General features: G+C 40.8%; 17 protein-coding genes. 11 read left to right on the top strand and 6 right to left on the bottom strand.

Features of this window, described 5'->3' with window-relative positions; all coding sequences use genetic code 11:
- Positions 1-336: 336 nt before the first annotated feature.
- Positions 337-639, top strand: a complete 303-nt coding sequence (locus FN831_RS25640; RefSeq protein WP_142531070.1) for a hypothetical protein — start codon at positions 337-339, stop codon at positions 637-639.
- Positions 640-663: 24 nt separating this feature from the next.
- Here the strand turns inward: FN831_RS25640 and FN831_RS25635 are convergent, their stop codons facing one another.
- Positions 664-1,242, bottom strand: coding sequence for a TetR/AcrR family transcriptional regulator (locus tag FN831_RS25635; RefSeq protein ID WP_142531069.1), 579 nt, complete (start codon positions 1,240-1,242; stop codon positions 664-666).
- Positions 1,243-1,463: 221 nt separating this feature from the next.
- Between FN831_RS25635 and FN831_RS25630 the strand changes: the two genes are divergently transcribed.
- The 3 genes from FN831_RS25630 to FN831_RS25620 all read left to right on the top strand — a co-directional run bounded on the left by FN831_RS25630 (position 1,464) and on the right by FN831_RS25620 (position 3,788).
- The gene (locus tag FN831_RS25630; protein WP_142531068.1) at positions 1,464-2,285 is read left to right on the top strand and encodes an SDR family NAD(P)-dependent oxidoreductase; all 822 of its coding nucleotides are present in this window, start codon (positions 1,464-1,466) and stop codon (positions 2,283-2,285) included.
- A 137-nt stretch (positions 2,286-2,422) separates the two neighbouring features.
- On the top strand, positions 2,423-3,292 hold the full coding sequence (locus tag FN831_RS25625; protein WP_142531067.1) for a helix-turn-helix domain-containing protein: 870 nt from the start codon (positions 2,423-2,425) through the stop codon (positions 3,290-3,292).
- A 97-nt stretch (positions 3,293-3,389) separates the two neighbouring features.
- Positions 3,390-3,788: a DUF1348 family protein gene (locus tag FN831_RS25620; protein ID WP_142531066.1), complete on the top strand. Its 399-nt coding sequence runs from the start codon at positions 3,390-3,392 to the stop codon at positions 3,786-3,788.
- Positions 3,789-4,045: 257 nt separating this feature from the next.
- On the opposite strand, the gene FN831_RS25615 is transcribed toward FN831_RS25620, so the two are convergent.
- The gene (locus FN831_RS25615; protein WP_142531065.1) at positions 4,046-4,912 is read right to left on the bottom strand and encodes an AraC family transcriptional regulator; all 867 of its coding nucleotides are present in this window, start codon (positions 4,910-4,912) and stop codon (positions 4,046-4,048) included.
- 88 nt (positions 4,913-5,000) lie between these two features.
- Between FN831_RS25615 and FN831_RS25610 the strand changes: the two genes are divergently transcribed.
- The 5 genes from FN831_RS25610 to FN831_RS25590 are packed head-to-tail and all read left to right on the top strand — an operon-like array spanning position 5,001 to position 8,085.
- Positions 5,001-5,546, top strand: a complete 546-nt coding sequence (locus FN831_RS25610; RefSeq protein WP_185960605.1) for a peroxiredoxin — start codon at positions 5,001-5,003, stop codon at positions 5,544-5,546.
- Positions 5,547-5,603: 57 nt separating this feature from the next.
- Positions 5,604-6,386 (top strand): metallophosphoesterase, encoded by a 783-nt coding sequence (locus FN831_RS25605; RefSeq protein ID WP_142531064.1) that lies wholly within the window; start codon positions 5,604-5,606, stop codon positions 6,384-6,386.
- A 38-nt stretch (positions 6,387-6,424) separates the two neighbouring features.
- Positions 6,425-7,102 carry a 3,4-dihydroxy-2-butanone-4-phosphate synthase gene (gene ribB, locus FN831_RS25600; RefSeq protein WP_142531063.1) on the top strand — a complete coding sequence of 226 codons (678 nt, stop codon included), beginning with the start codon at positions 6,425-6,427 and terminating at the stop codon, positions 7,100-7,102.
- Positions 7,092-7,460, top strand: a complete 369-nt coding sequence (gene hisE / locus FN831_RS25595; protein WP_394348337.1) for a phosphoribosyl-ATP diphosphatase — start codon at positions 7,092-7,094, stop codon at positions 7,458-7,460. Before ribB ends, hisE begins: the two co-directional genes overlap by 11 nt.
- Complete coding sequence (locus tag FN831_RS25590) at positions 7,444-8,085, top strand: 3-methyl-2-oxobutanoate hydroxymethyltransferase (RefSeq protein WP_142531061.1); 642 nt, start codon at positions 7,444-7,446, stop codon at positions 8,083-8,085. The genes hisE and FN831_RS25590 overlap by 17 nt, the downstream gene beginning before the upstream one ends.
- A 67-nt stretch (positions 8,086-8,152) precedes the next feature.
- Here the strand turns inward: FN831_RS25590 and FN831_RS25585 are convergent, their stop codons facing one another.
- Positions 8,153-8,695 carry a VOC family protein gene (locus FN831_RS25585; RefSeq protein WP_142531060.1) on the bottom strand — a complete coding sequence of 181 codons (543 nt, stop codon included), beginning with the start codon at positions 8,693-8,695 and terminating at the stop codon, positions 8,153-8,155.
- A gap of 352 nt (positions 8,696-9,047) precedes the next feature.
- Between FN831_RS25585 and FN831_RS25580 the strand changes: the two genes are divergently transcribed.
- Positions 9,048-9,944: a helix-turn-helix domain-containing protein gene (locus tag FN831_RS25580; RefSeq protein ID WP_142531059.1), complete on the top strand. Its 897-nt coding sequence runs from the start codon at positions 9,048-9,050 to the stop codon at positions 9,942-9,944.
- A 127-nt stretch (positions 9,945-10,071) separates the two neighbouring features.
- Here the strand turns inward: FN831_RS25580 and FN831_RS25575 are convergent, their stop codons facing one another.
- The gene (locus tag FN831_RS25575; RefSeq protein WP_142531058.1) at positions 10,072-10,632 is read right to left on the bottom strand and encodes a Crp/Fnr family transcriptional regulator; all 561 of its coding nucleotides are present in this window, start codon (positions 10,630-10,632) and stop codon (positions 10,072-10,074) included.
- 93 nt (positions 10,633-10,725) lie between these two features.
- Between FN831_RS25575 and FN831_RS25570 the strand changes: the two genes are divergently transcribed.
- A complete protein-coding gene (locus FN831_RS25570; protein WP_221931410.1) occupies positions 10,726-11,652 on the top strand; it encodes an enoyl-CoA hydratase/isomerase family protein in 927 nt (308 codons plus the stop codon).
- A 42-nt stretch (positions 11,653-11,694) separates the two neighbouring features.
- Here FN831_RS25570 and FN831_RS25565 read toward each other — a convergent pair whose 3' ends face one another.
- A complete protein-coding gene (locus FN831_RS25565; protein ID WP_142531057.1) occupies positions 11,695-12,012 on the bottom strand; it encodes a peroxiredoxin family protein in 318 nt (105 codons plus the stop codon).
- A 1,021-nt stretch (positions 12,013-13,033) separates the two neighbouring features.
- Positions 13,034-13,894, bottom strand: coding sequence for a hypothetical protein (locus FN831_RS25560; protein ID WP_142531056.1), 861 nt, complete (start codon positions 13,892-13,894; stop codon positions 13,034-13,036).
- Between the last annotated feature and the right edge of the window lie 19 nt (positions 13,895-13,913).

The raw sequence follows: 13,913 nt of genomic DNA, 5'->3' as shown, positions 1-13,913 counted from the left end.
ATGTTAATTTATTAAATTTATACTAATATTTCGGTATTTGGTAAGTGAAAACATTACTTCTTTTAGTTCATTATAGTAGGCTGCCTTCGAAATTCCGATATAATTGTATCCTTGATAATTCGGTACCAGATCAAATTTGCAAATTGAACCCTATGATCTGTGTCCTGGTTTTCAGTAGTTGTATTTCCGGGCACTTCAGTATAAATCTCAATTGATATGAAAAAATTACTTTTATTTCTTCTCCTGCATTTGTCCTTAACTTCTTTTGGCCAATCTATCCAATCCAAATAGATTGTTCACGATAGTTCTGTAAAGCTGCTGGAATCTTTAACTGGTATGGAAATTTTTGACGCTCAACAAATTCGCGTTGCAATATTCAAATCCTCCAATGGATCGGGGAGTGCCCGAATACCTGAATCTGATGAAGTGTCTTTCAAATTGATAATTTGCGTCGCTCAGCATGACGAAATTCCGGATAGCAAAGTATTCAGCATCGGCCCTTTTTTGAACCCCAGAGTTATTAAAAAAACGGACTCGGGAAATCAGATAATTCTCGTTGTTGAAGCGGGGCTTGCTGCAAACAGGAAAAGGACAGAGCTGCTTGTTACTCAGAAACAGGTCAAAATCAAACAGAATTAGTAAAAGATCTAATTCACACAGACTCTATAAAACAGATAACACTACTTTGATAATATCTTTGAATACTTTTTCATCAGCATCTGATGTGCCGTATAAATTTAATCCCCAGGAATTACTGACGAAAAAACGCGCTAAGGCACGTGGGTTGCGTTCGGTAGATACCTGACCCGATTCCTGTCCTCTTTTAAGTGCCCTGTAGAAAGCATCTTCCAGCATCTCCCAGTTTTCCTTAACAATAGCCGCAACTTCAGAATCATGCTGCGATAGTTCAGTTCTGGAATTCACCATCAAACAACCTCTGGATTGCTCAGAATTAAAATTTGCATCCAGCTGCATCTGAAAAACCTCTCTGATTGCCTTCGGGATATTTTTCGCATTGTCCAGTACTGTGATTGTTTTCATTACTATGATTTCGCGATAGCGTTTCAGGGCTTTTATATAGAGCGTATGTTTGTCACCAAAAGTATCATATAAACTTGATCTGCTCAGGCCCAGTCCATCAACAAGCTCTTGTGCAGATAAAGCCTGATATCCCCTGTGCCAAAAAAGCTTCATGGCATCATCCAGGATCTTTTCTTCGTCGAAAGCTTTTGTTCTTGCCATAATGCGTTTTGTAAAATTGCCTCTGTCTGTAATAGTGTCTTGATAGCAGTTGCCCATACAAAAATACACTCAAGATTTAGCTATTCCCAAAGAATATGTCTATTAAATGTAATTAAAGTGATTTTAAGCGGAACGTTCGTTCCTTAATTAATACTTTTACGGAATGAACGTTCCGTTTAAAGAATGCTCTAATGATAATATAATCCTTAAAGACAATCAAGATGACAAAGACAATTTTTATTACCGGTACAAGTACTGGTTTGGGCAAAGCAACAGCAACTTATTTTGCTGAACAGGGCTGGAATGTAGCTGCAACAATGCGTACTCCGGAAAAATCAACAGGTTTCAGCTCTTATGAAAACATCAGAGTTTTTAAACTGGATGTGACAGACACTGCGCAGGTAGCAGCAGTGGTAGCACAGGCAATTGACGCATTCGGAAAAATTGATGTGGTAGTAAACAATGCCGGGCAAGGTACATTTGGTGCATTGGAGCTTGTGGACGATGATGCTATTGATGCCCAGTATCAGGTAAACGTGCGTGGTGTAATCAACGTAACAAAAGCTTTTACTCCTCACTTCAGGGCAAACAATGGCGGCAAATTTATCAATATCAGTTCATACATGGGCGTACTCAGCGCTATGCCGCTTGCCTCGTTATATAATATGTCTAAATTTGCACTGGAAGGCTTAATCGAGGGGCTCTACTACGAATTGAAACCACTGAATATTGATCAGCACCTGCTGGAAATCGGTGTATACAACGGACATAACTTCGTAGAGAATATGGTTTGGGGCGAGAGTACAGAAATTACAGCTTACCAGGAATTAACCGCAAACGTGAAACAAGGGTTCTTCGCTAACAGGGACACATCAAAATTCCCAGAGGCACAATTGATTGTCGATGAGATTTTTGGACTTGCCACTGGTGCGAATACACAGTTCAGAAAGCTCGTAGGTGAGGATAGTGTAGGGCTGCAGGAGATCAGGGATTCCATGCCTGTGGAACAGTACCTGGAGACCATTGATGCGAGGTATAAATAACTTAACAAAGACTGTCTCCATGATTTTGGTTGGAGACAGTCTTTAACAAACCATGTGACTGGTTTTTTCCTCAGAACGATTACCTAAATAAATCATTACTTTCGTGAAGGAATAATAGTTAATTTTTCTGCGCAGTAATGAGTGAATTTTTCAAATTGGATAATCCGGTAGCACAGGCCCCGTCCTTTGGCATCTGCCGGTTTGCGGACGACAGCAAGTTTAATGAACTTAATAGTTCCAATCATTTTACTGTGGTCCTCATGCTGAAAGCTGAAGGAAGTCTCACCACAGATACTTCTGATTACCTGGTCGGACATAGTTGCGTCATGTCATTCTCCCTCTATCAACAATTTAAAATAAACTGTCCCGATGCTTGTGAAGGGTATTTATTATATTTCCATCCCGACTTCTTTTGTCTTCATCAACATCGTGCTGAAGTATCCTGCAACGGTGTATTATTTAATAATATCTACGAATCACCCGTAACGGACTTGCAGGAAGACGGCTTATCAGAAATTTTAGCGCTGTTCCAGGGAATGTTCGGAGAAATGCAGAAAAATAACATTGATACGGAGGTTCTGTTATCTTATCTGAAAATCCTGCTGATCAATGCGTCCAGGATCAAAGTTGAGCAGAGGGACTCAGACATCAATATGTATAGTAAAATTCCCTCAAAACTCGCAGAGCTGCAGAGTGCAATAGAATTGAACTTTAAATCGATGCACACTGCAGCAGCTTATGCTGATCTGATGAATTATTCACAGAGTGCCTTAAACCGGTCCTGCAAAAATTATTTTAACAAAACCCTTTCTGACCTGATTTCAGACAGGATCATATTAGAGGCCAAAAGAGAATTGTACCTCAGTGACAAGCCGGTAAAAGCTATCGCTTATGAGATAGGCTTTAAGGACGAATTTCACTTCAGCAGATATTTCAAAAGGAATATTGGCATATCTCCACAATATTTCCGCAATACGGTAGGTTTTGGTAAGGCATCTCTTGCTTAATTGCTTTTGTCAAGAGTTTCCAATTTAGATGTACACGTCCATGTGATTGCATCATTCGTCCATGTATGGGGCCGCAATCCCTGTGGATATTTAACTTATGAAAACATTGAAATATTTACCGGTACCGCCATGGGATATGGAAACCGCTGCACTGCGTTTAAAACTTCTTGAAGATGATTTTAACTCTTTAGATGCCAAAAGAATAAGTGACAATTTTACCGTTGAGGCAGAGGTCAGGTTTGGGACGCACTTTCTCAGGGGGCGCGGGGAAATCCGAAAATTTATTGCCGCCGATTTGGCTACAAGAAATTCCTACAAGCTCAATCTGGATCTTTGGGGCGCACTGAAGGGAAGAATGGCCTTACGCTTTGAATTGGAATGGAGTGACGCCGACGAAAAACCGTATAAATCTTATGGGATACAGGTTTTTCAATTTGATGATGAAGGATCGATTACGATGAATTTCGTGAGTTTTAATGATCAGGAACTATCTTAATTAGCCCCGAATCCATACTGCAAAATAGTTGCACCAGCTGGTGCAACTCAAAATGCGACAAAATGTGCGGCTTTGGAGATAGTATGTAAACAAAAATGAGGCTGTATCATAAATACACTGCCCCCAAAAAGTTAGACACTATTTGGGGGCATTTTTATAAAAAAAACCGAAGACATGAGCCTGAATTTAGGCTCAATACCATCAATGATACAGCATCTATTTGCAGAATATGCTTAGAAAAGGGTAGGACGTCTGGATTATTTCCCACGTTTGTACTCCAGCTTAAATTTTTTAGCAGTTACACCAAAAGCATTTTTGAATATTTTATTCAGGTGGCTTTCATCGGTAAAATCCAGTTCAGCAGCAATCTCGGAGATTGTAAGATCACTAAACTTAAGTCGAGTTTGAATGATGTCCAGCTTGTACCTTGTGATATAATCTTTAACTGTACTGCCTGTTTGCTGTTTAAAATAACGGCTTAAGTGACCCTCAGACATATTAAACTTTTCTGCCAGGCTATCAAGCAACAAAAGTTGCTTATCATAAATATGCTGCTGAATGTAAGTTGAAATGGTGTGAATTTTATTTTGAGGTTTGCCTTCCTGGGAATAACTAACGCTGCGCTGCTGTATACAGCGGGCAATAAAATTCAATAGTAAAAAAATAATGTTTTGGGTAATGATCTTTGAAAATGGGCTATCATTTTCCTTTTCAGCGATCAATTGATTGATCAATGCTTTAAAAACCTGTCTGTCGCCATCCACGATCAAACTCCCCATTACATTGTGCTGATTGTGGAAGATATACTCCAAACGCCTGAAAGCTTCGCTGATATCTACCTTTTCATCCAGGCTATTCGCCGTCTTAAAAAAAAAGTTTTTGGTGAAGTCGATTATACAAAAAACGGGAGGTGACACGGCTTCGTAGCTATGGGCATCTTCGGGCGTTAAAAAAAATACATCGCCCTTCTTAAAACGGAAACGGTTCTCATTCACGACATGGATACCGGAACCCTCCAGCACATAGATCAGCTGAAAGTAATGGTGTTTATGTAAACTATGAAGCGCCGGATCAACGGCAATTACGCTTACTTCTAATTCTTTGTACAGCTGTTTAGATCGCATGAGCAAAACTACTGATTAATGTTTGTTTTTTACCTGTTATGGCGGCGGTTGCGGGGATAACTTTGTCGTAGTATTAATTCATAAGAATATGATTACGATCAATCAAAAATTTCCGGCTTTTAATAAAGTGGCGGTAATCAGTGCAGATTATGGTAAAGAATTTGGAGAGATTTCTTCAGAAGAGTTGGTAAACAGCGATGACCGCTGGACAGTAATGTTTTGGTGGCCTAAGGACTTTACGTTTGTTTGTCCGACTGAAATTGCAGAATTCAATAAAAACTACGGCGAATTTAAAGACCGCAACACCACGCTAATAGGGGCTTCCACTGACTCTGAGCATGTACATCTTGCCTGGAGAAAAAGCCATGCAGACTTAAAATCATTGCAATTCCCGATGCTGTCTGATACTTCAAAGTCACTTGCAGAAGCACTTGGTATTTTAGAATCAAATGAAAAGGTTGCCTATCGCGCAACGTTCATCATCGATCCGCTGGGTATGATCCGGTGGGTGTGCGTTAACGATCTCAATGTCGGGCGCAATGTAAACGAAGTACTGCGGGTGCTGGACGGCTTGCAAACCGATGAACTAACCCCATGTAACTGGGAAAAGGGACAGGAAACCTTAAGTGTTTAGCCTTAATCTGCAATCAGCCATAAAGCCATCATCGGTAAGGCAGTCAACAGTTAAATAATGAAACAAAGAATAATAGTAATTGGCGACATCCACGGCGGGCTTAGAGCACTAAGGCAGTTATTGGAGCGGATTCATCCCGAAAAGGATGACCGCTTCATTTTCCTGGGTGATTATGTAGATGGATGGTCGCAGTCTGCGGGAGTGATCGATTTCCTGATCGGGTTTGAAAAACTATACGATTGCATTTTTGTGATCGGAAATCATGACGTGTGGTGTGAAGAATGGCTCAGAGGAGGGAAACCTTCAGATGTGTGGCTGGCTAATGGGGGAAAAGAGACCATCGAAGGCTATGCCGAAATGAGTGCAGACGAAAAACAGCTGCATCGTGAATTCTTTCAGCGCATGCGGAATTTTCACATAGATAACCAGAACCGCTTGTTTATTCATGCCGGATTTACATCTTCCGGTGGACCGTTCAAAGACATGGACGTACTTTCATTCTGGACAGACCGGAGCCTCTGGGACATGGCAGCGAAAAAAGAGAAGCTCAGCGCCATTGATCAGATGAGACTTGCTGAACGCCTGGGGCTTTTCAACGAGATCTTTATCGGGCATACGCCCACACTTCATTATGATTTTGAAACGCCGATGAAGCGCTTGAACATCATCAACCTGGACACGGGAGCTGGATTCAATGGAAGGCTTTCTGGAATGGACATAGACACGCAGGCCTATTGGCAAAGCGACCCGGTGCAAGACCTGTATCCGGAAGAAAAAGGGCGAACGATGGAAAAGAAAAAAAGCAAGTTAGCCAATTTCTTCCAGCGTCTGATCGCCTAAGATTAATCGAGTTTAACACCAAGTAAATAATCAATGATATGAATGATCTGGAATATTTCGGACAGACAAGTTTCGATAGAGTCAATAATGCAATCAAGCATCTTCAAAATGGTAAAGGCATTATGCTGGTGGATGATGAAAACCGCGAAAACGAAGGTGACCTGATATTTGCAGCTGAATATGTAACGGTGGAGAATTTGGCGCTGATGATCCGCGCCTGCAGTGGTATCATTTGCCTGTGTTTGACCAGCGGAAAAGCGGAAGCTTTGAAGTTAATGCCGATGGTTGCCCGGAACACTAGTCGTTATCAAACACCGTTTACCGCTTCCATAGAAGCAGTTGAGGGGGTGACTACAGGTGTGTCTGCGAGCGATAGATTAACTACGATCCGAACCGCTATTCACCCGGATGCGAATCCGCAAGACCTGGCCAGGCCCGGACATGTATTCCCGCTTATTGCACAGGATAACGGGGTATTTACGAGAAGGGGCCATACGGAAGGCAGTGTTGACCTGGTGAAATTGGCAGGTTTGAACCCTGCGGCGGTATTGTGTGAGCTTACAAATGAAAATGGTACAATGGCGCGCTTACCCGAAATAATGGATTTTGCCATAACGCATCAGCTAATGGTAGTTTCGATAGAAGATATCGTGCAATATCGCTTGCATACTCAGGATTTACCCTTAAATGTCTATGACGCAGATTATGTTATTTAATTCAAAAGACGATCAGAACATTGAAAATACTGACAAGGAGCGAAGTCCCGATCATTTACCTTTCAATCAGAACTTCATTTTTCAATTGGCGGAGATTATCAATCTGAGGTATAATAATCCTCATGAAGGTTCTTATGTGAATGATCTGAGAAAAAGCGGGCTTAATAAAATTGCGCAGAAAGTTGGTGAAGAAGCGGTCGAAACTGTGATTGCTGCATTAAATGATACGGAACAGGAATTTATTGGTGAAACCGCGGACCTGATTTTCCATTTACTGGTACTGCTGAGAGAGAAAAATGTAAGTCTCCAGATGGTAACGGATAAACTTTTACAAAGGCATCATGAGTACCAAAAATAAACGTATTACTACGCATACTTTGCAGGAAATGAAAATCCGTGGCGAGAAGATTACCATGTTGGCCGCTCACGATCATCAAATGGCGGTGATCCTGGATAACGCAGGTATAGAAATTATCCTGGTAGCTGCGTCGGCCAGTAATGTGGTAGCAGGTGATGAGATCATCCTGGCAAGTACTCTAGACCAGATGATCTACCAGGCAACATCGGTGGTGCGGGCCGCTGAAAGAGCACTGGTAATTGTGGATCTGCCTTTTGGTTTGTATCAGGGTAACTTGAATGAGGCCTTGGTGTCGGCCGTCCGGATCATAAAGGAATCTGGCGCGGAGGCTATTAAAATAGCAGGCGGCGTGGGGAATGCGGAATTGGTTAGCGGGATACTGGCAGCGGGTATACCGCTAATGGGGCACCTCGGCTTAAGAGATCAGTCCGGGGCGGCAAAACTGAAAGAGGATGCTTTGAAGTTGCAGGAAGCAGGCTGCTTTGCAATCATTTTAGAGAATATGCCGGACACGCTGGCTGCTCAGGTTAGCAAATTGCTCAGTATTCCTGTTATTGGTACTGGGACCGGGCAGCATTGCGACGGGCTGTATTGTCCCGAAATAATTTTAAGAACAGGATGTTAAAATGAATAAAATGAAAAAAGTCTGCAACCGTATGATTTGCAGACTTAGGGCATTATATATTACTTGATTATTCGCCCTCAAAATCGTTGGTCACCAAGGTTGCCATAACTTCAACCCCAGCTTTATTGAAATAAATAATTTCCAGGTAATGCCCCAGCATTTCACGCATGTCGACATAACAATATTTGGTTAAATCTTTAATTCCGGCCGACATTCGTACCTTAAATCCTTTGGATTCAAGCGCCGCTATTGCATTATTATAACCCTCCAGATCGTCATCATAACGCACTGCGACATGGTGGAATAGTAAATCAAATTTGTCGCTGGATAATTTCTCACCATAAAACTCTAAAAGCGGACCGGCAATTGGCTGGATAATCTCCAGGTCGATGTTCCCGCCGTTTGCCCAGGCAGCATGGAATTTGCAATCCTCTGTGGTTTGTCCTTCAAAGACCTGGTCAATTGGTACCAGATCACGCATCACCATAAATTTTGGAATGTCAAATTTTTCCTTCAATAAATCTTTGGCCTTATCAAAATCATTGGTCACCCAGCAGAGCTGGAATGTTTTCGCCCAGATGTCTGTAATGGGCATGAAGTCGTTTTTCATAAGATATCATCATTAAATGTTCCGCAATTTACCCATCAATACATAGAGGGGAAAATTGCAATATTGTCTGATTCAAACAATTTATTTATCGAATCAAATATCTTTCTCCAGGCTTGATTAGAAGGTTTAAATTTCTGTCGAGACTTATCGCGCGCTGACTTTAAAAACATGATCAGGAGATCTTATAGAAATCTCTGGAGAATAGTTAAGGATGATCTGCAGCTACATAATCTTTGAAATTTGTGTCTTAAACTTTGAAATAGAACTACTATAATTTAAGCAATCCAGTAATCAAATTTGTTACCTTCTAAAAGAAACAATCTTGATTTACAATAATGGATAAGTAAACCTTATGGAGCAGCAGGAAACCTTTGAGGAATTTTATGAGGAAAAACTTAAACGTAAAGTCTGTTCCCTATCGTCGGATGAACTTCAGTTTAACCTATTGACTTTTGCTGACTGTCTTGAAAAAAACATCAGGTACAGGCGTCGCGATTATTACAAAGTAACGTACACTACCGGACACCATATTATTCATCACAGCGACAGAAGTTACGAAGTAAATGGGCCAACAATGGTCTTTTTTAGTCCAGAAATACCCTACACAATCGAAAGCCCGAACTATTGTGAAAAAAACAGCCGTTATTTCATTTTCAGGGAAAGGTATTTTAACGAATATTTCAGGAGGAACATCAAAGACTTTCCTGTTTTTGTCGCCGGCCATAATGCTGCCTACGCTTTAGATGAGGCGCAGGAAAATAAAGTGAATATGCATTTTGAAAAAATGCAGCAGGAGCTCTCATCTGACTACATTTTTAAGCATGATCTGATCAGGCAGCACATTGCAGAACTCGTACACATGGCCTTAAAGCTGAGGCCCGGACATCATGCGCTGGAGCAGGTTGATGCTAAAGTGAGGCTGACAGCAGTATTTAAAGAACTTTTGGAACGTCAGTTTCCAATAGCACCACCATTCAAACGGCGCTTCGAAATGAGGTCACCCGGAGACTATGCACAAAAGTTAAACGTCCATGTGAATCATCTTAACCATGTTTTAAAACTAACCACCGGCAAAACCACATCCCAGCATATTTCGGAGAAAATGGCCGTTGAGGCAAGAATATTATTGAAGCACAGTAAGTACAACATTTCAGAAATAAGTTACAGCCTGGGTTTTGTCAACAGTGCGCACTTTAATCATTTTTTTAAAAAGCAAACGGGTTTTTCGCCTAAGACTTTCAGGGGATAATTATGCAATCTGCTAAAAAGATGGATGCACAACATTTACGAACAGATATGGCTTTATAATAAAACATGCGAAAGATGAAAGCAATTGTAACAGTCCGGGGGTAGTCTGACCTGGATCAAAGGATTAATTATTTTGCCCTTATTCTGCTTAATGTTTTTTTTGAAACCCCAAGATAGGAGGCTATCATATGAAGAGGGACTCTATTAAAAATGGTCGGATATTTTTTTAGAAAATTATTGTACCTGTCCTCTGCACTTAAACTCATGTGTTCGTAGATCCGCTCAGTGCCTGCATGGTAACTTTTAACCGACAAGTCATCTGCATATGATTTCAGTGCAGGGGACGATTCCAAAAGACCAGAAAAATCTGATTCATCAAATATTATTAAATCGCTGTCTTCTAAAGCATCAATATAGCTTTTTGAAGGTTTATGCGTACTATAGCTCTCGCCATCATTGATCCACCAGTTTTCTATTCCAAATTTAAGGATATGTTCTTCGGCATTATCATTAATTCTGTATACTCTTAAACATCCTTTTACGATGTAAATTGTTTGTGTGCATACTTGTCCTTCCGACAGTAGCACCTGGCCCTTCTTAACTTTTTTTACGCGATGAATTGCTCTTAATCTATCCATGTCCTCATTTGGTATGATCTTGTCAATATGATTTTTTAAGATTTCAAACATGTATGTTTTTTTTACGTACAAAAGTAATGATTTACCACTTATTTGATCTCCTATGAAATCAAAGGGACATTTGTCCCCATATTTTAACGGCTAATGTCTTCTTTTTATAGCTTGATCTCTGGCAATTTTGTGGTGTATATAAATCTAAGAAAAATGAGTTTACATAAAGAAAATGCTGAATCGATAAGCCCTTACCAGAATTACAGTGCAATGAAGATTGAACTTCGTCATGGTGTTGCCTATCTTACCTTTGATAATCCGCCAATTAATGTTTTGGATGCAAAATTGATTTCGGATCTGATGGGCTTTGCAAAAAAAGTAATAGCAGATCAATCTGTGAAAGTGATCGTGTTCCAAAGCAGTAATCCAGACTTCTTTCTTGCGCATGGAGATATGAATTTTGTTACCAATCCAGCATCTTTAATGGATCTTGCTGATGCCGGGAGTGATCCAAACCTGAATCCGATGCAACAGCTTCATGAACGCTTGCGGAACCTGCCTCAGGTAACAATCGCCAGACTTGCTGGTTTTGCCAGAGGAGGTGGCAACGAACTTGCTATGGCACTTGATATGAGATTTGCTGTAGAAGGAAAAACATGGCTGGGACAACCGGAAACGCTGATGGGTATAATTCCCGGTGGGGGCGGTACACAATACTTAAGCAAACTTGCAGGAAGAGCAAGGGCATTGGAAGTAATATTAGGAGGAGAACTACTGGATTCGGCAACAGCTGAAAAATATGGGGTGATAAACAAGGCTATTCCTGAAGAACAGATTGATAGTTATATAGAACGGCTGGCAACCCGCATAGCTTCATTATTACCTGGTGTAATTGACGCTGCAAAAAGTGCAGTTGATGCAGCTTCCCACAATACAAATGGAATCACTACAGAAAGCGCTATGCTGCTAAAAGTTTTTGCCGAACCAGCGGCATCGGCAAAAATGATTGCTGCCATGGAGAAAGGCGCACAAACAGTTGCAGGTGAACATAAACTTGAGGAAATTTTAAATAGTATTTAACAGAAACTACTTAGTCATTAAGTAATGGAAAACACTTCTAAACTAAATTTTAGAAGTGTTTTCATTTTCCGCCCTGATCATATCTATCATCATGTCTATCTCATCCACTGCTGCTTCCTTGCTTCCGTTAAATCCGATGAGTTTAAAACGGATATTGCCTTTTTCGTCAATTACAAATTTTGCGGGGATACTGGGCATTTTGTAGCTGTCTATTACCTTGTTGGCTTTGGTTTCAGCGTCCATAGTATCCATTAGCACCCGGAAGTTATATTTCATATTTGTGATATAGGCCCTGGCGTCTTCTACCGGTGCAGGGCTTCTTTCCCAGGTATGAATTTTAAGTCCAGGATCTCTGTACAAGCTTCCAGCAAAGCTTTTGCAAGTACCGTTCGCTGCTCTGGAGTACGACCGCGTCTGACATCGCACATCAGTAAAGCAGCAGGCCTTGGTTCGTCATCTGTGCAGCGCCAAACAGAACCTTCCCCCAGTTCCCGAATAGTGACTGTTACCCTGTTAACATTAGCCTGGATCAGGCTGAAGAAAATAATCCCCGACGCGTTTTGCTGGTTGCTGTTTGGTAGTTACTGAGAGATTCGACGGCGCGTTGAAAGCTGATGCGTTAGACCTCGCTAGTTACGTGCAGCATTTCGCATGATTAACCAGATGCAATACACTACTGCCATTTTATTTTATAGACCCAGATCCTAATATAGACGGTCATGTTTGTCAGTATGGTAACCTTCATATATGCCAAACAGAAGAAATCCCATGCTATATTTTAAAAAAAAGTTGCAGTTATTGGCTGATGAACGCATTAAGATTTGATTTGCAGGTGGGAGAGTAGCCCCCCATTTTCGCCTGCCTTTTCCCCGTACCTTGCTTTGGGTAAGTCCACGGTAGCAGCGTTACACCAGCATTTTAGCTGCACTTATAACATAGGCTTTTCAGTGCTCTAATAGATCTGCTAAAGTGTTGTTCCTGTGGACTTACCCCGAACAAAACTGCTTTATTAACCTGATCTGTCATGTCAGCTTTTGGTGAACGAGCGATATGGCCTGAAGCCGGCGTTCAGGAACGGAAGCCTGGTCGAATTTGTCAGGTTTGAGAATATAAGGAAATTCCAATTGTCAATAAAATGCCTGGAGAATTAGGAGATGTTGCGTCAAGACCATATATTAGTTTTTGTTATATATAGCTTTATACATTTAATAATAAACTTTATGCATTTGATTTCAGCCGCTATAGGTACCCCAGAAATAATAGCTATAATTATCCTTTTAGGACTGATAGTATTATTTTATTTTTTAGTGAAAGGTATTATAAACTTTATATCTGAGGTGAAGAAATAGATATCTTATTTACGTCCGGTAAAAAATGGTTTTTAATTCAATGCAGTTGTAATCCTGAAATATTCGATCACAGGTTTAGTTTCTTTCTTTAATTCTCCTTTCTTATCGGCAATATGGCTGATATTTGTCACACTGATATAGCTGACGGGATCACCCGGAGACTCATAGATACGCAAAGTGGCATAATCATCTGATAAATCATCAGCAGGCAGAAAGTCTTTCAGGGATTTTAAATTACCGCTATTTAACTCTGCTATCATTTGATCAGGATCAGTTACAGTTTTCAGTTTTTCCTCCAGCTCCCGTTCCTCCATCCATTGATCATTTTGTTCTGAAAACGGACTTGTCGATCTTCCTGAAAGGGAAAACAGCATTGGCGCTCCAATAATAATCACTGCTTCAATAATCCAGACCAACCATAACAGAGTACCAGATACAGTATTGTGTTTCAGGGTAAAAGTACCAGCATCGTTTAAGCTTAGCATTGCCTTAAAAAGAATCTCAGGATTTGTTAAAATATACCAGAAACCTGTAAGGTTGAAAGAAGAACGTACCCACATCCCACCTCCCATACTGCCTTTGGCTTCAGACATTAGGGATACAAATAGTGCCCATTGGGAATACCAGGCTAAAAGGCCGCATAAGGCTGCCAGTACACATTCGTATTTTGTATTTCTGATCTTCCCTAACCCGATTGCGATAAATACCCCGGCGCCAACTCCAAACCCAAGTCCCGCTGCAATGAAAAAATTAAGATAAATAAAAGGAATAAACCACTGCAGGGCGATATAAATAATACTGAGGATCACCGTGATCACGAATGCCGTGATTATGGAAATAAAGATACCTTTTACGGGTATTTTGCCTGATGGCTTGTAATATAAATGTTCCATTGGATATAGTTCTGCTATA

Source organism: Pedobacter westerhofensis (genome assembly GCF_900182595.1).
Lineage (GTDB): Bacteria > Bacteroidota > Bacteroidia > Sphingobacteriales > Sphingobacteriaceae > Pedobacter > Pedobacter westerhofensis.
This window is presented reverse-complemented; position numbering and strand designations above follow the sequence as displayed.